The organism is Leucothrix pacifica, assembly GCF_003172875.1.
Taxonomy (GTDB): Bacteria; Pseudomonadota; Gammaproteobacteria; order Thiotrichales; family Thiotrichaceae; genus Leucothrix; species Leucothrix pacifica.
Map to the genome: position 1 here is coordinate 1 of NZ_QGKM01000087.1, position 20,426 is coordinate 20,426.

Sequence of the window (20,426 nt, forward strand, 5' to 3'; positions counted from 1 at the left end):
GCTTTCACGTGGCTCCAGCATGGCTTCACCAGAGATTTTAGACGCGCCTTCGAACTGAACTTCACTCATGTTCTTAGTCGGCAATGCGCCAACTTCATTGATAACGTTCATCAATACCTGAGTACCCAGTGCAGGCAAGCCTGTACCAGTTACCGCATTTTCGGCCAGTACTTTCTTTTCCTCAGCAACTGAGTTCATAAAGCGTTTAGCGTCGAATAAGTTACCGACACCTTTGGTGCCGCGAACTACTACGGCTTTCAGGTTCTTGGAAGCCATGACGGTTCCTACGCCCGAACGTCCTGCTGCACGGTGTAGATCATTAACAATCGCGGCATACAAGCAACCGTTCTCAGCAGAGCGACCAATCGCCGCTACTCGCAGTGCAGGGTCTTGGTGCTTTTTGTGAAGCATTTCATCTGCTTCCCACACTGACTTACCCCACAGGTCGTCTGCAGGCATGATCTCGACGTTGTCGTTTTCAATAGACAGATAAACCGGCGTCGGTGACTTACCTTCAAACACAACCATGTCATAACCGGCTGATTTGACCTCAGCACCGAAATAACCACCAGAATTTGAGCAAGCGATAGCGCCAGTCAACGGACTCTTACAGATAACAGAGTAACGAGCACCTGTAGAAGCCATGGTTCCGGTTAGTGGTCCGGTAGCGAAAAACATGGTGTTTTCCGGAGACAGAGGATCAACATCCGGTGATACCTCCTCAGTGAAATACTTAGTCGCCAGACCGCGCTGACCTAAATATTCCTGAGCCCACTCCATATTGAGTGGTTCTTTAGTGACCGTGCCCTCAGTCAGATTGACACGTACAATTTGTTTAGTCCAAGCCATTATTATTCCTCCTTATGCCGCGCCAGCGTTGTCAGTTTTTTGTGCCCACTGCTTCATGCGCTCAAAGCCGGTAGCGTCTGCTTCAACATAGGTGATCGCACCTGTTGGACAAGCATCAACACACTGTGGGTCGCCGCCACACAGGTCACATTTGGTGACTTTACCAGTTGAAGAGTTGTAGTTGATGGTGCCGAACGGGCAAGCGATGGTGCACACTTTACAACCCACGCAGGTTGATTCGTTAACAACTTTCGCGCCAGTCGCTGCATCTAAGGTGATGGCATCAACAGGGCAAGCGGTCATACACCATGCTTCGTCGCATTGTGTGCAGGTATAAGGAACAAAGCGGCCTTCATCATGGAAGTTGAAGACTTTGATGCTGGATTTAACAGGGTTGAAGATACCTTCATGTTCATACGAACAAGCCATTTCACACTGTAAACAGCCAGTGCACTTGTCTGCATCCAGATAAAGTGATTTCTGCATTTGATGATCTCCTTAGTAGTTCTTGTAGTGGTGTGTAGTTAACGGCGCACGAGCTGGTAACCGCTAAGATCTGGCTCTAAGACAGAAAACGCAGCGTAAGCACGTAAAAACCCGTAAATTTTTATTCACCCAAGATTAGCATGGTAGTACGCCGATCAAGTCATTAGGCAAGGGCTTCTGGATTCTGAGGTTACAGTTAAGGACTACTGGTTTAGTGGCTCGCTCACTGCGTTTTTCGAATCTCGATAAACGGTAGAAAATGATCTTCAGTACTGGATTCATGAAGGTCTTTTTTGAGAATCGGGCGTAATTCTCCGGCAGCGGGTGGTATGCCGAGTATGTTCAAATCATAGTCTTGCATAACACCTTTCCAGCCAAATTCAGTCGGCTCAAGTTGGTAGTAAACACCATTCCAGAGATTGATTCCGTATTCGCCTTCCGGCTTCCAGACAAAGATTAAGTCGTACTCCAGGTCGGTCACATCATCACCAACTAGCTGACGTTTGATCTCATAAGGGTAGGGCGTATGGCACCAGAGTTTTTCACCACCGGACAGGCATTTAAAAGGCCGCATACTGAGAAAGTGATCTTCAAACTGATCGGTTTTCCACTTGATATCGTAGCCGGTACGGTTGTCTTCTGTGGCTTTGGTGGTGATCACACCGATGTCGAATGACTCATTATTATTGCCTTTTAGGGTAATGCTGTAGTCCGCCGCCAATGACACTGAAAGGAATGATGAAAGGACGGTGATGAGAAAAGATAACGAGCATATCTTCACAAGTGAGTTGGCAGAAATATTCATGAATGACTCCTTCACTGCGGTTTGAAATGTAATGGCTGTGTAGCATTGCGCTCTGAGATTGAGCCTTTAAGTTTGCCTTTTTCTTGCAGTATCAAAGGAACACATTGTGTTTTGTCCTCATAGATATCGACACAGTCCAGGCAGCCAAAACATTCCGAGTAGGTGATGAAACCGGTCTTTTTAATCGCCTGATACTCGCAGCGAACCTTACACAGCTGACATGGCGAACCACAGTCTTCACGTCGCCTGATCCATTTACCCAGACGCAAGAAACCACCAATTGCCATGAATGCACCCAGTGGACATAAATAACGGCAGTAGGCTTTAAATACAAAGGCGGAGGCAATGACGCAGAGCAGTGCATAGCCCGCGAAATACCACTCACGCACAAAGAAAACTGAGATAGCGGTTTTGAATGGTTCGACTTCTACGGCGCTGTCCAGCTGTTTGGGTAACAAGAAAGCAATTCCCAGAAGCGCCAGCAAAACAACGTATTTGAGGGACTTCAGACGTGCATCCCATGCATCGGTGACTTTGAGTTGAGGAATAGAAAGCGCTTTGGCGACTTTTGCAACCAGCTCTTGTAAGGCACCAAACGGACACAACCAGCCGCAAAACAGTGCCCGACCAACGATGAAAAAACTGACAATAACAACAGCCCAAATGAGCAAGGAGAAGGGGTCGTAGAGTAAAAAATCCAGTGGTTTGCCATTGACGGCAGACACGATTGTCGCCAACGGTGTGACGATGGAAAGCTGACCTTGTCCCCACCAACCTATAAATCCGAGAACCAGTATCAGCAATACGCCTCGTTGATAAGGCCATGATTTCATGCGCACAAACTTACGATTAAACAATACAACGGTGCAGATCAATGTCAGCAAGCCAGCCAGAATGATCAGGTCAGTCATGCGGCTGAAGATGGCGGCTTCAAATGGGGTGGGTGGCTGGACTGGCTTTTCGATATTGAAGAATTGTTTGTCGGTTTGCAGTGTCCAGTTAAGCTCCTTTTCGCCAATTTCTGGTTTTAATATGCCGCGCTCACGTGTCGCGATCAATCCAAGCTCCCAGTTTCTTACAGGACTAAATCCTTGACGACGATCCAGTCTGACGACCATCACCGTGCCATCATCCGGAACACCATCTTTTAGGTCAATTAACAGGTCAGCATCACGAATGGATAGTGGGAAATTATCTTGTTTCGCCGTAATCAGAGGTGGAGCGGTATTTCGTACAAACTCATCATCGACTAGCCCGTGACTACCTTCTTCTATGAGCAGGATGGTTTCATCATCCGGCGCGATTTTTTTGAAATTCTCCCAGTCCCGATACATGCGCTTGCCCATGACTGAGCGGGCAACGTGAGGATGAGTGACATCCACAATCCAGAGATCGATATAGGCATCATCATCGGATGCATCAGGAAACGGGTCATCGGAACGCCATTGGGTATCCGCAAATAAGGCACGTTCCTCCGCATGTGTCGATGTGACATTTTTAGCGAAACCTTTGGACACCAACTCATCCCAAGTAAATTCTTTGCCTTCATCCTCTTTGAGGGAGACTTTGTCCTGCACCGTAGAAAAACCATTCAGCATGTTCTTAGCGGTTTCACGGGCTGAGGCCATAATGCTTTCGTGAGCTATTCGTACTGAGGCGGTGGCTTTGGTTACGCCATCAAAATAGATCAGGGAGCCGCTGGAATTATTATTACCGTAGCTTGAGCCAATAGCGATGGCGCTATTAATAGAGTGTCCGCGGTATTGTTCGATAAAGGCACGAAAAGGAGCTTCGCCAAGACCGGAGACAAAGATAGGTTCGTTATGATTGAGGATTTTGACGTCGATTAGTACGCCTTCCAGATCCAGCATAATAATCAGATTGATCGGTGCGCCAGAGAATCCGGGGAGCGGTTTAATCCACTCACTTTCAATGACATATCCCCCTTTAGCGCCACTGCCATTCAACAGTTCCCAGACCCCTTTCATATCGGTTTCAATACCGAGGCTATAAGGGGCGATGACTTCAGCGCGAATACGGTCTTCTGTGACGGGGTCGGCGAAGGTAGTACTGATTAGGCACAAACACAAAAAAAGTGCAGCACAGGACTGCAGTGAGTGACGCACTAATCTCATCAAACTTCCTCCTTGTAAATGACTGGCACTAGTCAGCCATCAAATCAATCAACTGACCCGTACCATCAATAGTCAGGCTTGGTGTAGCTGACTTGATATTTCTCAAATACTTTCTTCATGCGGCCATCTTTGACCATGTCCTCAATCACGCCATCTGCCGTGTAATAAATTTCCCGATAACGAAAATTAACAGCAATACCAATCGTCCATTCGTTTAACGAAAAGTTGACCAGAGGAGGGGTATCGACAGCGACTTTTTCCTCTGTGTCATTGGACTGAACCATGTATTCCAGCTTGCCTTTGACGCCCATAACCGCATCGACCTGTTTATCCAACAGACCTCTGAATGCGGCTTGATGATCCGGATAATGAATGACGTTTTTCATCAACATGCCACCGTTAAAGTTGGCAAGATAGAATGCTGAGATAGTGTCATTTTCAACGCCCACTTTGTGAAAGCGGTAGTAAGGCGTGGTGGGTACACCATCCGGAAATGCATCGATCCGGTAGGCGGTTGCCAGTGTCTCATTAAAATACTGACCACCCAGCACCACAAATTCATTGCGGCACTGGAGGTCTTTATTGTAAGGCGCGTGCATCATGATGTTTGAGACTTCACCATTGATTAAACCACCGCGCCATACCTGATTGCGGAAATCGGCATCGACATTCTCGTCAGAGGCAAAGAAGTTAAACTTCGCCTCAACGCCCATTTCCTCTGCAATCACTTTAGCGATGTCAATATCGATACCTTTGGCTTCTGTTCCCGATTTCCATGAGTAGGGGGCGAAGTCTTCGTAGACAGCGAAAGTGATGTATCCACGTTCGAGTACAGTGTCGAAGTCTTGTCCTACAATATTCACGTAATCAGCACGTTTTGGCACAGCATCTTTAAAGCCTTTGGCAAGGTCTTCACAGTTAGCATGTGCCAGTCCGCTAGCGGCCACGGAGATGGCCAGTAAACAGGTGCTCAGTAGGTGTCGATAGTTAGGCATCATTTCGCGGCACTAAGTCCGATAGACAGTAGCTCTGCCGCTTGTCCAAAGCTCTCTGCTGAACCATCTAATGCAGCGGCTGCACGGGAAACGGCAGATTCAGCCTTGGGTGCCTTTGAAGCAGTTTTTGCCGTTGCGGCAATGTCACTTAATTCCATTTGAGTCTCTTTGGCTAGTTTAGCGTAGTCATCCGCGTTGGCTCCACCGGCAATAGCTCCAGCCAGTACCTTCAGAGTATCGCGAATCTTCACTAAACTGTCGTTATGATCTTTAAACGCATCATCAGCCGGACGGGTTTCCACATAGGTACGAATCGCCCAAGCTGCTTTTTGATCCAGTATACTTTCAAATCCCGGCATTTTGGTAATACCGTTTTGCGTCGCACCGTTACGGAAGCGCTCGATGTACCACTCATCACCGTCCATGTCAGCGCTGAGCAGGCGTAAGTCCGGCGCTAATCCACCTGATACCCCTTCAAGACCATGACAACGTGCACAGTTTTGGTTATAGCCTGATGCACCGATCGCAATTGCTTGTGACCAAGTGTCAGTTTCGTGATCGCGCCATGGGTTTTCCTCAAGCCACTCCTCTCCGACGTCCGGAAGATTAGAAGTATCCATTGCCTGAGGCGTTACATCGCCGTGCGCAGAAGCGTTCGTGTAGATAAATAAAGATAAAGGGATAGATAAAAGTAGTGATGGTTTCATAGGTGTTTCCTCCAAAGTATTCACAATCAGTCTAAGTGTTTGACAGGTCTGACGCACTTGAGTGCATTTCTATACCTGTGTCTCCGATGTATCTTATGAGCGCCTTCCAAGGCTCACGCACATCGACAATGGACTGTAATATACCCTATGATTTCGCTGTTCCTAGTCGTCAGGTCAGTCAATGGATTCTGATGTTACAGATAAGGACTACTGGTTAAGTCGCTTTGTCTGCCGACTGAGAGTATCAATTCCGGAAATCATTAAATTAAAGGGTGCTTATGAAGTGGTTGTTACTCCTTATTCAATTCGTTTTATTCCTGAGCCCGGTCTACGCTCAGGAATCGCGTACGATTGATGTATTGTATCTAAAAATACAGCAAGCTGAGCGCGCGACCTTATCCAATCTTGATCCCATTCCTGATGATCTGGCCTTAAAAGGTGCCGAGCTGGGAGCTGCCGATAACAATACGACGGGTAGCTTTTTAGGCTATCAATTCCAGCTGGATGTGCAGACGTTCGAGGAAGGCGACTCTGCATTGGAAGACGCCAAAGCTGCGATAGCACAAAGCAAAGCGAACTATGTGTTACTCGACATGAATGCCAAACAACAATTGGCATTGCTCGGTGGCTCGGAGCAATCGCAGGCTAAGCAACAGTTGTTCTTTAATGTGCGCGCCTACGATGTATCTCTGCGTGATGAGCAGTGTCATACAGACCTGTTTCATACCCTGCCAAGCTACGCCATGCGTACTGATGCTTTCATGCAATTTCTGATTAAGAAAAAGTGGGATGACATTCATTTATTAGAAGGTAATAGCCCTGAAGATGCCGCATTTGCGAACGCACTGCGACGCTCCGCCAAAAAATACCAGCTCAAATTTGATCAGGAATCCAAGTGGTTATTAGACGGCGATTTGCGACGACAAGCCGCTGCTGAAGTCTCGTTGCTAACGCAAAAATTCGGTGATTACGATGTCTTGTTTGTGGCGGATGAGTGGAATGATTTTGCTCGCTATATTCGCTACAACACATGGAAACCGCGCCCCATATTTGGCGGTGATGGCCTGCAAGCATTAGGCTGGTCTGAGGTGTTTGAACAGTGGGGCTCTGCGCAGTTACAGAGTCGTTTTGAAGCACTGGCTGAGCGTGCTATGCAAAGTGAGGACTATGCGGCATGGGTGGCGCTGCGGGCGATAGATGAGATAAACGTTAAAACTAAATTTGCTGATATAGCAGAACAAAAGAAGTATTTATTAAACGACCTTGAATTAGCTGGTTTTAAAGGGCGACCCCTGTCTTTTCGTGACTGGAATGGTCAGCTACGCCAGCCAATTGGCTTGGCTCACCAAAGTGCATTGGTTGCCATGGCACCATTAGAAGGCTTTTTACATGCGCGGAATGAGTTGGATGGATTAGGCTATGATAAAGGCGAATCAGGCTGCAAAGCCTTTAAGGAGTGAAATTATGATAAGAGGACGCCGGTTACTCGTTTCGGGTGTGACGGTTTTGTTGTCAGTGTTGGCAAGTGGCGTGTCAGCTGACGAGATTTGGGTATCGAATGAGAAATCGGATACCGTGGTAGTGATTGATACCGACAAGCTCGAAGTGGTGCGCAAATACAAAGTGGGTGACCGCCCCAGAGGGATTACGTTTTCCAAAGACTACAAACACCTGTACATCTGTGCCTCTGACTCTGACGCGGTGCAGGTAATGGATGTGGAATCCGGTGAGATCCTTTATGACTTACCTTCCGGTGAAGATCCCGAGCAATTCGCCTTGCATCCCAATGGCAAGTTGCTTTATATCGCTAATGAAGACGATGGCATTACCACTGTTGTAGACACTGAAACCAAACGCGTCATTAAGCAGATTAATGTGGGTGTAGAGCCGGAAGGTATGGCGGTCAGTCCAGACGGGAAGACCACTATCACCACCTCTGAAACCACTAATATGGCGCATTGGATTGATACTTCTACCAATACTATCTTCGCCAATTCACTGGTGGATGCACGACCTCGACATGCTGAATTTACTGAAGACGGAAAGCGCCTGTGGGTCAGCTCAGAAATAGGTGGCACGGTCACGGTGTTTAAAACCGAAGACCAAAGTGAAATTGCCAAAATTGAGTTTGAAATTGCCGGGGTGCATCCGGATAAAGTCCAGCCTGTCGGTGTGGAGCTGAACAAAGACAATAGCCTCGCATTTGTGGCTTTGGGGCCAGCCAATCACATCGCCGTGATCGATACCACCAACTATAAGGTTCTGAAATATATTCTGGTGGGTAAGCGGGTATGGCACATGGCGTTTTCACCGGATTACACCAAACTGTTCACCACCAACGGTGTGTCAGGCGATGTCAGTGTGATTGATCTGGAAAAGCTGGAAGCGATTAAATCGATCAAAGTAGGGCGTTTTCCTTGGGGAGCGGCTGCACGACCCACGCAGAATTAATCAATCAAATAGTTGTTTAGAAACGAACGGGAGTGTGGCCTTCAGTGGACATGCTACCCATTTTAAATGTTAGGAAAGGAGAGGAAATTTATGAAAGGTGCATTGTTTTTAGCGGCCAGTTTATTATTCACAGGGGCGGTTATCGCCGATGATGATGACGATAAGCAAGAGTTGGGTATGGCGGGCTTATTATCAGGCTCGAATAAAGTTGATTTACCTGAAGTAGTGTTATCCGTGGGGGAGCCGCTGGGCGGCCCTTGGGAGCTAAAATCCGGCACTTATTATGAAGTTGAATTCACCGCTGATGGTTCTGGTGAAATCGGGCTGGATATCTCAGAATTCTCACGTGCTGTGTGGATTGATGAGGTGGTCATCGAAGGTTTGGAAATTCGCCCCTATGGCGTTGAGTCGATCGAGTTTGATGATGCTGGTACTATGGAAATCGGCTTTGTCGCGGTTAAGCCCGGCAAGTACACCATACGCATTCCCGGTAGTACCGGAAAAACTCAAAAACTGGATATCGAGATTAAATAGTGACAGACATTATTCTGGAGAATGTTGACTTTTCCTATGGAAAAAAAACGGTGCTCAAAGACTTTTCCTTGAGCATTCAGGGGGATGGTTTTACTGCGCTACTTGGTGCTAACGGCGCGGGTAAGTCAACCACCTTTAACCTGATCTCCGGAATACTCACGCCTGATAGCGGCAAGGTCATGATTGGTGGTGTGGATGCGCATGATCGTACGCAGCGTCACACCGCCAATATGGGCTTTGTGTTTCAGGAAAACACCTTAGATCTCGAACTGTCAGTCCAGCAAAACATGCGTTATTTCGCCGGACTGTACGGCCTGAAAAACTATCAGGAACGCTCGGAAGCACTGCTAAAGGAATTTGGTCTATGGGCACAACGTGCGGATAAAGCGGCTAGTCTAAATGGCGGGCATCGCAGACGTTTGGAAATCGTGCGGGCGATGCTACCGAATCCGGAAATTCTCATCTTAGACGAGCCAACCAGCGGGCTTGATCCCACCATACGCCAAGAGATTTCTAATCAAGTCCATGCCTTAGCCAAGCAGGGCGTCAATGTGGTTTGGATTACCCATCTGCTCGATGAAATCGAAGAACACGACCAAGTGATTCTATTGGAAAAGGGCCAGATAAAAGAGCAGGGCACCTTTGCCGAGCTGGGCGGCGCGCAGGGAATCAAATCCAAATTTGTGGCTAAAGAAGAGTTGTTACAACTATGAGTGCGATGCGAGCCATCATCTGGCGGGAATTACTGCGATTTTTACATCAGCGTGAACGTTTCGTTGCGGCGTTGGTGCGTCCTTTGGTGTGGCTGCTGATCTTTGGCGCTGGATTTCGGGCGGCGTTGGGATTGGCGATCTATCCGCCTTATGACACCTACATCCGTTATGAAACCTATATCGTGCCTGGGCTGTGCGGGATTATCGTGCTGTTCAACGGCATGCAATCCGCACTGAGTATTGTTTATGACCGTGAAATGGGTTCGATGAAGCTATTGTTGGTTGCGCCGATTTCACGCCAGTGGATGCTGTTTTCAAAGCTGATTGCCAGTGCGTCGGTGGGTTTGCTGCAGGTGTGGACGTTTCTGCTGATTGCTTACTTGTTTGGGATACGCGTCGAGCCGATGGGCTACCTATTGGCGACTCCGGCGATCTTTCTAACCGCGCTAATGTTGGGTGCGTTGGGGTTGGCGATTTCCACGCTGATTACGAAATTGCAGAACTTTGCGGGAGTGATGAATTTTGTGATCTTCCCGATGTTTTTTGCATCGACCGCGCTTTATCCCTTGTGGCGAATTCAGGAAAATGCACCTTGGCTGGCAAAGGTGGTGGAGTTTAACCCGTTTACGCATGGGGTGGAGCTGATACGGTTTACGCTTTATGGGAAGTTGGAGTGGGTTAATTTGGTGGTTGTGGTGGCGTGCTTGGGCGTGTTTTTTGGGCTGGCTATTTGGGGGTATCAGTCTAAGCGGGGGGCTTTGAAAAGGAAGTTTAGGTGAGATACTTTCCTAACTTTTCCTTTAATAGTTAACAAAGTACTTAATCCTAAAAAGTAGTAACTATTTCAAGTGGTTACTCTTTGAGCATACTCCCATAGCTAGTCCAAACGGCTGAAGCAACTTATCAGCAGTCTTTATAGTCGGACTAACCCGACCAGCCTCAATATTTTGAATAGTTCGCTCTGCCACCCCCGTCATCCGTGAGTACTCCACAACAGTCAAGCGCGTACGAGTTCGCAAAGTTCGCAATGCCGTCATTAAAGACATTCCCGGTTGCTCCCGAATCTCATCAAGCAGTGCTTTACGTATTTCAATTTCTTCAAAAGGAGACAGTGGGGTGTAGCGTTTATCCATGACTGAGTGCTCCAAGTTGGTTGGAAATATCTTCGCATCGCTGACTAAATCGCGTGATGATAGCGTCGTCTACAAAGAGTCGTTTCATTTCTGTCGGTAGCTGGCTGACTGGCTCTGCCATTTGCTGTAGCGCCTGAACAATGGGATAATTGCTCAAGCCAGTTGCCTCCTCGGTTTGTGAGATAACCGATTGCCAGAGTGGGGCACCTAAATCATCATAATCCCAACGAGTCGTTCTGGCGATGCCATCTGGGTGCAGCACCATCGGGGCAAAATCAAAGAGCGGTGTTAGTCCAATCCAGCCATTTTCTTTGCGTGTGATGGCGGTATTTCGACCGTGATTATCAGTATTACCTAACGCAACATTGGCAATGTCACGTTTCAGGTATTCAATGATTTCTTGTAATGGATTGGTACAGCTAGCGGCCAGTTTTTTACAGACTTCATTGTGAGAAAGTCTTGTGCCGAACCCGCTGCGTTGGCACAAAGAATATAAACTTTCTTGGGCATGTCGAGCCACCACGGGCTGCTCTGAACCAATACATTCACGGTCAAAGCGTTTGATAAATAGTGCGCGTTGATCGAATATTAGTGATCCATGGACACGTAAACCAAGGAAACGTGCGAGTTCCATCCAGATAGATTCAAGCTGTAAGATGGTATTCAGCGCGAGATTATCGCCACGTGAGAATTTAACCAGCCAATGCGCTTTCGCCTGATCATCCGGTAGTTGATGATCTAAGTAGAATAAACCGCTGGCATCTTGCGTCAGTAATAACTTTGGCCATTCCCCCTGTACGCCTGAAGAACCAGCAATAAATAGGCCATGTTGGGCAAGATGTTCAGTGAAGTCTTCCCCACGTGTTGCAATGCTGTCCTGAGTGAAACCTTGAGGTTCGCTGGAGCGTCTGGACTGAAGCCATTCGGTTGCTTCGCGAATTCGGCAATTACCAATGGGATTGCTGGCACCAGCCATGAGTAGGGACCAATCTGCATCCTGTCCGGCATTGGGAGGGAGTTGTAATTGCCTTAGTAGCTCTTGCCTGCCATAGCCTTGCGGCAATAAGTCCATGATGAAGCCTGGCCACTGTTCTGACTGTGTTGCATCCAAAGTAACGGGAAGGTTCCATGCGATAGCATTGGCGTCTTGTTTACCCATGTGTTCGATAGCGTGGCTTGTTGTATAGGCGATGTAGTTTTTAGCTTGCCAACCACGTGAGGGTGGATCGAATAAGCTGAGGCTCGCGACATCTTGCCATGAGTGGTTTAGGTAGAGCTGTAATACGCAATGATTTTCCATTATGGTATTATAATAACATATATAGATCGGGATGGTATTCTATATCCGTACTATTGTAACCATAATATGGCTTGTCGATTTTACTGGGGATGTTGGTTTTACTAGAAAATTATTGATCAAGCTTGAATAACCACCTCACCAACTAAACTCAACCAACTCAAACACATAACGCCCACCCTTAAACACTCGGGCATCTAATGGCTCAGTGCGCTCCAGTTTCACCAAGCCCACGCCTGGCGCATACCACTCACGTGTTTTAATCGGTATATCCTGATAACCCGTCAGTGGGTCAGCAAACATTGTCAGCGTCGCTTCACCTTCTACCAGCAGGCAATTCTCAAATTTTCCTGCGGCAACCTCTACCGTTTCATCCCGCGATACGATGCGGTAATTCATGACAAAGTCTTGTATTGCATTGGCACTGACGATTGTCGAAGGGCCAACCATGTTAATGACATAACTGGTGGTTGTAGAAGACCAGCGGCGGTCAGAGTCATCGGTGGGTAGCGGTAATACCATTCGCGGTGGGTCATCGACAACAGGATGCGTTTCGAATAGTGTCCGGCTGGCATAACGATAGATGCCGTCAGTCTTTCGCATCAGATAGTAATCCCGATTGTCATTGGTGCGGCGTATACTCATCATTTGGTTATTGATTTCTGTAGTACCGATATTAGTGACGGTATAAATGCCTTGTTTTTGCTTATCTGAGGGCGTGATTAATTGGTAGTGATATCGCCAGCTCAGCCCCTTATCAAGTGGGAAATAATCTGTGGCATCTGGCTCGGTACTACAAGCGGTTATGCCTAAAACCAATAGCGTGAATAATGCGTTTTTTAGTAAACGAGGCATCGCTATTTCTCCGGCAATGCTTGCTTTGGCAGGTTGGAGAATTCAATCAGTTGGGGTGTTTCACCGGCATATCCTTCGGCGATTTGTTTAGCGCCTGCTTCCAGTTTGACTGTACCTAGCTGTAATTCACCATTGCGCATATTCCGCAATGCTTCCTGTGCTGCGCTGTGTAGTCGTTTAGAATAGGGCATCACGTAGGCGCGAGGTTGTTCTGCAGGTGTGAAGCTAGAGAGGTCGGTTGCCCAGAGAAAAATCGTCCCTGCTACGCCTTCTTCCTTATTGGGTTCTTCGATCACCGCTCCATGTAGCAGAAATTTCTCCGGTACTGCATTACTGCTGGGCCAGCCTTGCGAACGATCCCAGCCCTGATAAGCGATCCAGTAACTGCAACTGACTACCAGCACCAGCAACAAACGCAGCACCCAATGTAGGCGACTGAATACCAATACCAGAGCTAACAGTGCCAGCACCACAACATTGACGGTTATAAGCAGCAGGATAGATTCATTCATTATTGATCACCAAGCAGTGAGGTTTGTAGGGTGTTGATGTTTTCAACCTTGCCTTGATTATTTAAGGTGAAACGCACTGCGGTTTTTTCGTCACCTTCTTTTTTTAGCGTGACGGTTGCGTAGTGCAATACTTTGAGTGTCGGGTTTACCTCGGCCACATAAATCGTGACAGGGACTTCCAGCTGGTCCTTGCTTTTGTAGTAGTGCACATTCACGATGAATTCACCGGGTGGGCGACCACGGATGGTGACGACTTCCTGATTCAGCGGGTTAATGATTTCTTTTCCGTCTACTTGCTGGGTGTCATTGGTCAGACCACGGTCATCCCGGTCCAGATGCATCAGTCCGTTTTGTGCTTGCTTAAACCAGACCTTGGAGCCTTGTGGTCCCTGTACCCATGTGTCGATGTCATTGGCGTTTCCATCTTCCCAGCTGACAGTAATCAGGAATTCCGCTTTGGGGTTAATAATGCCGCTTTTAGCTGGTGGGTTGATCAGGAGTAGGGAGATCAGAAACAGAAAGGTAAAAGTGAGCAGGGCGTTAAACAACAGATCAGTAAACGGATCACTGCCCGAGTCACTGATGCGCTGGCGTGAGCGAAACAGGGCCATTAGTGAGTCTGTTCCTGTTGCATGTCGGTTTGACTCTGAGTCTGGTTGGCCTGTTGTACCCAAGTCATTACGCGCAGTAGCAATTGATCTGCACAGTGATCCAGTAGCAGGTATTGCACGCCCAATATCATACTGCCGACCAAGCCCAATAGGGTGGTATTGAGTGCCACCATCATGCCTTGAGTCATTTGTTGCATCAGCCGTTGCACTTGTTCGATATCCACTGAGTCCAATTCGCCGATGGAGGTCAACATCATAATAAAACCGATCACTGTACCGAGTAATCCCAGTTTGATCATGGCTCCAGCGCTAAACCAACCGAAGGCGTGTTGATAGTGAAAGTGTTCTGCGAGGAGTTCGCCATTCAGAGCAAGGTTGTCGGGTTGCCTATTGTCGCGGTGACTAAGCATTAGTGATAGCTGCGTGGAAAGTACAGTTGCTTGTGTTTGATTGGTGTTTAGGGTGATTTGTTTGTTTTGCCAGCGAAGCAACTCTAATTCTAGTCGTGTCAGTTGGTAACTTCGGTAGGCACAATGCACACTCGTTAATGCCGTGAGAATAAGTAATACAACGCTAATGCGGGTTTGATCTGCTGCGAGTACATCCGGCAAAAGACCGGTTTCCCAGGTGAGCATGACCATAAACAGTAAAAGTCCGGCTAACCATAGCCAACTGAGCAACGGTGTGGCGGAGAAGCTTTTGGTATCAGTACTTTGTTGCTTTTGTTTGATCACAGGGAATAGCGGCTTACTGCTTGGTAATACTGATTTGCTTATGTCAGAAGTCTCTTGCATGGCTATCCCTTTTTTATGATCACCGAAGCTAAGGTGATTGAAGTGTGGCCGGCTTCCCGTGCATCCGAATTGCCTCAGCATTCAGGATTTCCGCCTCTGTCTCATCATGTGTGACATGCACCAGTGTCGCACCAGATTGATCAAGCAAATTGCGGGTTAACTCCAGCATATCAGCCTTCAGCGCAGGGTCGAGTGAGGTGAATGGCTCATCCAATAGCACCAAATCCGCATGGCTTAGGAAAGTTCTGGCAAGAGCAAGACGACGTTGTTGCCCCAGAGAAAGTTGCCTCGGAAAGTGCTGCCCTTTATCGCCAAGCCCCACCAGTTCCAGAGCATTATGCGCATCGGCCTGGGTAGACTTTGGATGAAAAATCATCAGGTTCTGATAGCAGTTTCTCCACTCTAACAAGTTTGGCCCCTGAAACATAAAAGCGATGGTATCGGGACGGTTTACTTGACCGTCATAGCTCTTATCTAAGCCCGCAATAATACGCAGCAAGGTCGATTTACCAATGCCAGATGGCCCGAGCAAACACACTCGTTGTCCGGCTTGTAGCGTCAGTTGGCAAGGTCCGAGAATCTGCTGTTTGCCAAAGGTTTTACCTTGCACGTTTACATCAAGCATTGTGCCTCCAACGAGCAGCATAGCGCTCTAGTGGTTGCATAATGAGAAACTCAATTAGCAGAATAAATGCCACAAAACTTAGTGCATAAGCCAATACTCCTGTGACATTAAAGATGGAGAACTGGGTATGAATTTGACGGCCAATACCGGTGCCACGCCCAAGAAATTCTACGACTAGTACAATTTTCCAAATCACTGATAAGCCCGCACGGGCAGCTGCAACAATATGCGGTAACAGTTCGGGTAGAATGATGTGGCGGATCCGTGCGAATGTTGACAGCTTAAATACATAAGCCAGATCACGAAGCTCTCTGGAGGCGCTTTTGGCACCTTCCCGAATCAGCGTCATAACCATGGGTAGCTTGTTTAGAGTAACAGCTAGAATGGCTGCGATTTCATTCAGACCAATCCACAGATAACAAAGCACGATAAGCACTAGCGCGGGCAGATTCAAAAATACAATTAGCCAAGGATCAAGCCATGCGTTCAACTGCAGGTTGCGACCCATTAGGTAACCCAGTACGCCTCCCAAAATCATGGCTAGGGAAAACGCCCAGGCCACGCGAATGGCGGTATCAATCAGGTGTTTTTGCAGATCACCGCTTGCCCATAGTTCGGCCATTTTATGTACAACCACCATGGGCGAGGGCAGTACCTGAGGATCTGCCATCACGGCAGAAAGGATACTCCAGGAAGCCAGAAGTACCCCAAATGAAAGTAGCCGAATCAGGTGTTCATTGCGCACTGTGATTAGTGATCGAGACTAATAAACATATCCTTTGGCAGAGTGGTTGCTTTACCAACCAGGTCAGCACCACCTAATATTGCCATCATCTGCAATGTCTTATCAACGGCTGCCTCATCAACAGGTGTTGCTGCCGGAATACCAGCACGGAAGCCCTCTTTCAGGGCTTCATACTGAGCGTCATTTTTTGGTTTCATGCGTTTTTTGACAGCATCAAATGCAGCATCGTCGTTACCTAACATCGCTTTAGCATCACGCGATGCGGCGAACAATCCTTGTGATAGTTTCTTATCCATATCGCCTTTGACAATATAGCCAAGCAGTGGCACGGATGGGTCAAGTCCCAGTGATTTTGCAGCTTCTTGTACCGAGATGATTTCTTTCAGACCGGCTGCTTTGGCCTTAGCCTGAAAATGCCAGAAATTAATAACGCCATCGATATCGCCACTAATTGCCGCTTTAAACATCAGTGGTGGCGCGCCGTATTCTTGATTTGTATCCGCTTTAAGATCAATCAGTCCTTCTTGTTTGGCATAGGCTTGCAGGATTAACCATGATTTATCCAGTGGCCCGCCTGCAATACCGATTCGTTTGTTCTGAAGGTCTTTGAGTGAATCGATCCCACTGTCGGATTTCACCATAATGCCACCCACAGCGGTGGAGTAAGGGATGAATTTTAGGTCGCGTCCTTCGGCGCGTTGAGCAGCAGCCCAAATGAAGTCAGAAACCATTACGTCTATTTCGCCACCCAGAAAAGCAATGTCAGATGCACTGCCTCCGCCCATTGGGATTACGTCGAGTTTGAAGCCGTGTTTCTCGTCCAGTTTATTGTTTTTAATGGTATCGAGTTCCCAGTTTACCGTGCCGTATTCGAGCGCACCCAGGCGTATGGTTGGTAGCTCATTACTCCAGACACTGGATGTGAATAGCAAGGTGCTAAAGATCAACAGGGCTTTGATCATCATTTTCTCCTCTTGTGGTTTGTGGCAAGTGTAAGTGATTAGTCGTCCTGTGATGAACGACTGAGTTGATATTCTCAGTCAGCACTTTAACTTACTAAACTAGCAGTCCGTATCTATAACCTCACAGTCCATGGACGCTTGTGATAGTGACAAATTGACTTAGATCATTGTTATATTAAACCACTAGTGTCGGCAGACTGTAAGTAGGTAGCTCTGACTGAATTGGTTTGGAGCAGTGCTGATACAACTGAGTGTTGAAAACAACAGAAGAGGAAATCTACATGAAACGATTATTACTAGCGTCGGCAGTTTGTATGCTGGCGACTGCCACGACATTTGCCGGTGTGACTGAAGAAGACATCGCAAATGACGCTACGATTACGTCGCAGGTTGTGACGAATGGTATGGGACGTCATTTGCAGCGCTATAGCCCCCTCAAAAGTATTAATAAAGACAATGTGAAGCACATGGTGCCTGCATGGTCTTTCTCAATGGGTGGTGAAAAGCAGCGTGGTAATGAAGCACAGCCGCTAGTCTATGATGGCGTTATGTATGTGACAGGCTCCTATTCTCGTTTGTTCGCGATTGATGTAAAGACCGGTGAGGAACTCTGGCAGTACAACGCGCGTTTGCCAGAAGGTATCCTGCCTTGCTGTGACGTTGTAAACCGTGGTGCTGCAATTTATGGTGACACGATTATTTTCGGTACCTTGGATGCACGTTTGGTGGGTCTGAATCGCAAAACCGGTGATGTTGTCTGGAAAGACAAAATTGCTAACTACAAAGCAGGTTATTCTTATACAGCGGCGCCTCTGATTGTAAATGGCTTAGTCATTACCGGTAACTCAGGTGGTGAATTTGGTATCGTCGGTGAAGTTCAGGCTCGCAAAGCTGAGACAGGTGAAGTGGTTTGGACACGTCCGGTGATCGAAGGCCACATGGGAACACTCAACGGTAAAGAGAGTACCATGACGGGTAAGCTCAATGCGACTTGGCCTGGTGATCTGTGGAAGACTGGCGGTGGTGCAACTTGGTTGGGTGGTTCCTATGATGCAGATACCGATACGCTGGTATTCGGTACAGGTAACCCTGCGCCTTGGAACTCATGGCTACGTAATGCCGGTGAACCTAAAGAAGATGGTTCAGGCGACAACCTGTACGCTGCTTCTCGCGTTGGTATCGACCCGGCTACTGGTGAAATTAAATGGCACTATCAAACAACACCTCGTGAAGGTTGGGATTTTGATGGTGTAAACGAAGTAATTCCATTTGCAGATAAAGACGGCAATAAGCGTTATGCAACGGCTGACAGAAATGGCTTCTTCTATGTTCTGGATCGTAAAGATGGCGGGTTTGTATCTGCATCGCCTTTCGTTAAGAACATCACTTGGGCTAAAGGGATTGACGAGAAAACAGGTCGTCCGATTTACAATGAAGACAATCGTCCGGGTAACCCAGCTGATGCAGCCGACGGCGGTAAAGGTAAGGTGGTATTCTCTGTACCTTCGTTCCTTGGTGGTAAGAACTGGATGCCAATGGCTCACAGTCCTGACACGGGTTTATTCTACGTGCCATCAAACGAGTGGGGCATGGATATTTGGAACGAGCCGGTCAGCTATAAAGAAGGTGCGGCTTATCTGGGTTCTGGATTCACCATCAAGCCAATCTTTGAAGATTACATCGGTTCACTGAAAGCGATTGATCCTAATACAGGTAAAACTGTCTGGGAGTACAAAAACGATGCACCATTGTGGGCGGGTGTTATGTCTACCGGTGGTGACTTAGTATTTACTGGTACGCCTGAAGGTTACTTAAAAGCGTTTGATGCTAAGACTGGTGAAGAGCTTTGGAAATTCCAAACAGGTTCTGGTGTTGTAGGCCAGCCAATCACTTGGGATCAGGATGGTGAGCAGTATGTTGCTGTCGCTTCTGGTTGGGGTGGCGCGGTACCACTATGGGGTGGTGAAGTAGCCAAGAAAGTGAGCTATCTAAACCAAGGTGGTTCGGTTTGGGTATTCAAACTACCAACCATGCTGTCGTCTAAATAAGTAATAGATATTTAGCAGGTAAACCTGTCGGGATAATCAGCACAATCGATTCTATTCTGGCAGGTTTTTTTGTTCACTAATCAAAGTAAATTGTCATTCTTTGATTTTTGGCTCATCTAATGATATTAATAAGTCCATCTCTGAAAATACCGTACTAATTCAGAGTTCTAAACGGAGGAGAGGATGGATGGAATTATCACATGTTCAGGACTTGAGAAAGCCTAAGAAGCTTGTTGAGAATCGTACAAGTTTTCTGGGTCCGGAGTCCGAAGTTAGTATATATGATACTTACCTACCTGAAAGTCTGGTGCGTCTGGATGCAGACCAGTTGATGTATTGTGGGATGGTCAGTGGCAAAAAAGTAATGCATTCACCATTACTTGAAGAACAGGTTTTTTTGCCTCATGAGTCTTTCGTGCTGGCGCCGGGCGAAACTGTGAATATCGACTTTCCCGAAGCGGAAATAAATAACCCAACGACGTGTCTGACGGTTGAGATATCCCGTGAAAAAGTGCTGGATGTCACTGAAAAGCTGTTTGACCGGGGAGCTGTGAAACTAGCGCCTGAGGATACCTGGGATAAATCCGGCACGGTACTACACACACACCATTGTGCCGCTACTCAGCGCCTGCTTGCGCGTATTGTTAATCTGTTTACTGAGAATCATCCGGATCGCGATATGTTGATTGATTTCAATATATCGGAATTACTGATACGTATGTTGCGCCATCAGGAGCGTCATTTTCTGTTAAGTCATAGTTTGCAAAGGCCAGATGAGAGTAGTCTGACGGTGGCATTAAAATGGATTCGTGATCATTTAAGCGAACCATTAAATATCGATGAGTTATGTCGTGAATCCTTCATGAGCCGTAGCCGTTTGTATGCGGAGTTTAAGCTGAGGCTGGATTGCTCACCAATGGAATTGCAGCAACAACTCCGACTAAAAGAAGCGGGTAAGCGTTTGAAGCGCGGTGAGGTGATTACCAATATTTGTTATGACCTCGGTTTTAGTAGTCCGAGTCATTTCTGTCGTCGCTTTAAGAATATGTACGGTTGTACACCGACGGAGTATAAAAACAGATCAATCTAATTGGTTTTAGCAGTTTAAACGGCTTTGCACCTCATCTTAGTCGTCATCAAAGCGGGTCAAGCCTGCGAATATACGTCAT

At 47.3% G+C, this 20,426-nt stretch carries 22 protein-coding genes; 7 read left to right on the forward strand and 15 right to left on the reverse strand.

Translation table 11 applies throughout. The features are described from left to right. The 6 genes from DKW60_RS20840 to pedF all read right to left on the reverse strand — a co-directional run. A partial coding sequence (locus tag DKW60_RS20840) for an aldehyde ferredoxin oxidoreductase N-terminal domain-containing protein (RefSeq protein WP_281271876.1) occupies positions 1-849 on the reverse strand: 849 nt, incomplete at its 3' end. Between the two features lie 12 nt (positions 850-861). Further along, positions 862-1,335: a 4Fe-4S dicluster domain-containing protein gene (locus DKW60_RS20845; RefSeq protein WP_109839597.1), complete on the reverse strand. Its 474-nt coding sequence runs from the start codon at positions 1,333-1,335 to the stop codon at positions 862-864. 223 nt (positions 1,336-1,558) lie between these two features. Continuing rightward, the gene (locus DKW60_RS20850; RefSeq protein ID WP_109839598.1) at positions 1,559-2,140 is read right to left on the reverse strand and encodes a hypothetical protein; all 582 of its coding nucleotides are present in this window, start codon (positions 2,138-2,140) and stop codon (positions 1,559-1,561) included. 11 nt (positions 2,141-2,151) lie between these two features. Continuing rightward, entirely contained in the window at positions 2,152-4,275 is a 2,124-nt protein-coding gene (locus DKW60_RS20855; RefSeq protein WP_109839599.1) for a 4Fe-4S binding protein, read from the reverse strand. A gap of 65 nt (positions 4,276-4,340) precedes the next feature. Beyond that, positions 4,341-5,273, reverse strand: coding sequence for a substrate-binding periplasmic protein (locus tag DKW60_RS20860; protein ID WP_109839600.1), 933 nt, complete (start codon positions 5,271-5,273; stop codon positions 4,341-4,343). Continuing rightward, on the reverse strand, positions 5,270-5,977 hold the full coding sequence (pedF, locus tag DKW60_RS20865; protein WP_109839601.1) for a cytochrome c-550 PedF: 708 nt from the start codon (positions 5,975-5,977) through the stop codon (positions 5,270-5,272). Before pedF ends, DKW60_RS20860 begins: the two co-directional genes overlap by 4 nt. Positions 5,978-6,255: 278 nt before the next feature. Between pedF and DKW60_RS20870 the strand changes: the two genes are divergently transcribed. The 5 genes from DKW60_RS20870 to DKW60_RS20890 all read left to right on the forward strand — a co-directional run bounded on the left by DKW60_RS20870 (position 6,256) and on the right by DKW60_RS20890 (position 10,454). Beyond that, complete coding sequence (locus DKW60_RS20870; RefSeq protein WP_109839602.1) at positions 6,256-7,437, forward strand: ABC transporter substrate-binding protein; 1,182 nt, start codon at positions 6,256-6,258, stop codon at positions 7,435-7,437. Positions 7,438-7,441: 4 nt separating this feature from the next. Then, positions 7,442-8,428 carry a YVTN family beta-propeller repeat protein gene (locus DKW60_RS20875; protein WP_109839603.1) on the forward strand — a complete coding sequence of 329 codons (987 nt, stop codon included), beginning with the start codon at positions 7,442-7,444 and terminating at the stop codon, positions 8,426-8,428. A 90-nt stretch (positions 8,429-8,518) separates the two neighbouring features. After that, the gene (locus DKW60_RS20880) at positions 8,519-8,962 is read left to right on the forward strand and encodes a cupredoxin domain-containing protein (protein WP_109839604.1); all 444 of its coding nucleotides are present in this window, start codon (positions 8,519-8,521) and stop codon (positions 8,960-8,962) included. After that, positions 8,962-9,675, forward strand: a complete 714-nt coding sequence (locus DKW60_RS20885) for an ATP-binding cassette domain-containing protein (RefSeq protein ID WP_181389827.1) — start codon at positions 8,962-8,964, stop codon at positions 9,673-9,675. The genes DKW60_RS20880 and DKW60_RS20885 overlap by 1 nt, the downstream gene beginning before the upstream one ends. After that, positions 9,672-10,454, forward strand: a complete 783-nt coding sequence (locus DKW60_RS20890) for an ABC transporter permease (protein WP_109839606.1) — start codon at positions 9,672-9,674, stop codon at positions 10,452-10,454. Before DKW60_RS20885 ends, DKW60_RS20890 begins: the two co-directional genes overlap by 4 nt. Before the next feature lie 60 nt (positions 10,455-10,514). Here DKW60_RS20890 and DKW60_RS20895 read toward each other — a convergent pair whose 3' ends face one another. The 9 genes from DKW60_RS20895 to DKW60_RS20935 all read right to left on the reverse strand — a co-directional run bounded on the left by DKW60_RS20895 (position 10,515) and on the right by DKW60_RS20935 (position 17,212). Further along, positions 10,515-10,808, reverse strand: coding sequence for a helix-turn-helix domain-containing protein (locus DKW60_RS20895; protein WP_109839607.1), 294 nt, complete (start codon positions 10,806-10,808; stop codon positions 10,515-10,517). Next, positions 10,801-12,108, reverse strand: coding sequence for a type II toxin-antitoxin system HipA family toxin (locus tag DKW60_RS20900; protein WP_109839608.1), 1,308 nt, complete (start codon positions 12,106-12,108; stop codon positions 10,801-10,803). Before DKW60_RS20900 ends, DKW60_RS20895 begins: the two co-directional genes overlap by 8 nt. A 135-nt stretch (positions 12,109-12,243) precedes the next feature. Next, complete coding sequence (locus DKW60_RS20905) at positions 12,244-12,960, reverse strand: TapB family protein (protein WP_109839609.1); 717 nt, start codon at positions 12,958-12,960, stop codon at positions 12,244-12,246. Positions 12,961-12,962: 2 nt separating this feature from the next. Continuing rightward, positions 12,963-13,472 carry a hypothetical protein gene (locus tag DKW60_RS20910; RefSeq protein WP_109839610.1) on the reverse strand — a complete coding sequence of 170 codons (510 nt, stop codon included), beginning with the start codon at positions 13,470-13,472 and terminating at the stop codon, positions 12,963-12,965. Then, on the reverse strand, positions 13,472-14,083 hold the full coding sequence (locus DKW60_RS20915) for a hypothetical protein (RefSeq protein WP_109839611.1): 612 nt from the start codon (positions 14,081-14,083) through the stop codon (positions 13,472-13,474). Before DKW60_RS20915 ends, DKW60_RS20910 begins: the two co-directional genes overlap by 1 nt. Further along, positions 14,083-14,877: a MotA/TolQ/ExbB proton channel family protein gene (locus DKW60_RS20920; protein ID WP_181389828.1), complete on the reverse strand. Its 795-nt coding sequence runs from the start codon at positions 14,875-14,877 to the stop codon at positions 14,083-14,085. The genes DKW60_RS20915 and DKW60_RS20920 overlap by 1 nt, the downstream gene beginning before the upstream one ends. Positions 14,878-14,905: 28 nt before the next feature. Further along, positions 14,906-15,502: an ATP-binding cassette domain-containing protein gene (locus DKW60_RS20925; RefSeq protein ID WP_109839613.1), complete on the reverse strand. Its 597-nt coding sequence runs from the start codon at positions 15,500-15,502 to the stop codon at positions 14,906-14,908. Further along, positions 15,495-16,172: an ABC transporter permease gene (locus DKW60_RS20930; RefSeq protein ID WP_181389832.1), complete on the reverse strand. Its 678-nt coding sequence runs from the start codon at positions 16,170-16,172 to the stop codon at positions 15,495-15,497. The genes DKW60_RS20925 and DKW60_RS20930 overlap by 8 nt, the downstream gene beginning before the upstream one ends. Before the next feature lie 80 nt (positions 16,173-16,252). After that, positions 16,253-17,212: an ABC transporter substrate-binding protein gene (locus tag DKW60_RS20935; RefSeq protein ID WP_109839615.1), complete on the reverse strand. Its 960-nt coding sequence runs from the start codon at positions 17,210-17,212 to the stop codon at positions 16,253-16,255. A gap of 278 nt (positions 17,213-17,490) precedes the next feature. On the opposite strand from DKW60_RS20935, the gene DKW60_RS20940 reads away from it, so the two are divergent. Together DKW60_RS20940 and DKW60_RS20945 are read left to right on the forward strand one after the other, a co-directional pair. Continuing rightward, complete coding sequence (locus DKW60_RS20940) at positions 17,491-19,257, forward strand: PQQ-dependent methanol/ethanol family dehydrogenase (protein WP_109839616.1); 1,767 nt, start codon at positions 17,491-17,493, stop codon at positions 19,255-19,257. Between the two features lie 187 nt (positions 19,258-19,444). Further along, positions 19,445-20,347, forward strand: coding sequence for a helix-turn-helix domain-containing protein (locus tag DKW60_RS20945; RefSeq protein ID WP_109839617.1), 903 nt, complete (start codon positions 19,445-19,447; stop codon positions 20,345-20,347). The last annotated feature ends 79 nt before the right edge of the window (positions 20,348-20,426 follow it).

Coding starts and splice junctions, on each gene's coding strand:
- DKW60_RS20845 (WP_109839597.1), bottom strand. CDS start 1,335: ATGCAGAAATCACTTTATCTGGATGCAGACAAGTGCACTGGCTGTTTA.
- DKW60_RS20850 (WP_109839598.1), bottom strand. CDS start 2,140: ATGAATATTTCTGCCAACTCACTTGTGAAGATATGCTCGTTATCTTTT.
- DKW60_RS20855 (WP_109839599.1), bottom strand. CDS start 4,275: ATGAGATTAGTGCGTCACTCACTGCAGTCCTGTGCTGCACTTTTTTTG.
- DKW60_RS20860 (WP_109839600.1), bottom strand. CDS start 5,273: ATGATGCCTAACTATCGACACCTACTGAGCACCTGTTTACTGGCCATC.
- pedF (WP_109839601.1), bottom strand. CDS start 5,977: ATGAAACCATCACTACTTTTATCTATCCCTTTATCTTTATTTATCTAC.
- DKW60_RS20870 (WP_109839602.1), top strand. CDS start 6,256: ATGAAGTGGTTGTTACTCCTTATTCAATTCGTTTTATTCCTGAGCCCG.
- DKW60_RS20875 (WP_109839603.1), top strand. CDS start 7,442: ATGATAAGAGGACGCCGGTTACTCGTTTCGGGTGTGACGGTTTTGTTG.
- DKW60_RS20880 (WP_109839604.1), top strand. CDS start 8,519: ATGAAAGGTGCATTGTTTTTAGCGGCCAGTTTATTATTCACAGGGGCG.
- DKW60_RS20890 (WP_109839606.1), top strand. CDS start 9,672: ATGAGTGCGATGCGAGCCATCATCTGGCGGGAATTACTGCGATTTTTA.
- DKW60_RS20895 (WP_109839607.1), bottom strand. CDS start 10,808: ATGGATAAACGCTACACCCCACTGTCTCCTTTTGAAGAAATTGAAATA.
- DKW60_RS20900 (WP_109839608.1), bottom strand. CDS start 12,108: ATGGAAAATCATTGCGTATTACAGCTCTACCTAAACCACTCATGGCAA.
- DKW60_RS20905 (WP_109839609.1), bottom strand. CDS start 12,960: ATGCCTCGTTTACTAAAAAACGCATTATTCACGCTATTGGTTTTAGGC.
- DKW60_RS20910 (WP_109839610.1), bottom strand. CDS start 13,472: ATGAATGAATCTATCCTGCTGCTTATAACCGTCAATGTTGTGGTGCTG.
- DKW60_RS20915 (WP_109839611.1), bottom strand. CDS start 14,083: ATGGCCCTGTTTCGCTCACGCCAGCGCATCAGTGACTCGGGCAGTGAT.
- DKW60_RS20920 (WP_181389828.1), bottom strand. CDS start 14,877: ATGCAAGAGACTTCTGACATAAGCAAATCAGTATTACCAAGCAGTAAG.
- DKW60_RS20925 (WP_109839613.1), bottom strand. CDS start 15,502: ATGCTTGATGTAAACGTGCAAGGTAAAACCTTTGGCAAACAGCAGATT.
- DKW60_RS20930 (WP_181389832.1), bottom strand. CDS start 16,172: ATGGCAGATCCTCAGGTACTGCCCTCGCCCATGGTGGTTGTACATAAA.
- DKW60_RS20935 (WP_109839615.1), bottom strand. CDS start 17,212: ATGATGATCAAAGCCCTGTTGATCTTTAGCACCTTGCTATTCACATCC.
- DKW60_RS20940 (WP_109839616.1), top strand. CDS start 17,491: ATGAAACGATTATTACTAGCGTCGGCAGTTTGTATGCTGGCGACTGCC.
- DKW60_RS20945 (WP_109839617.1), top strand. CDS start 19,445: ATGGAATTATCACATGTTCAGGACTTGAGAAAGCCTAAGAAGCTTGTT.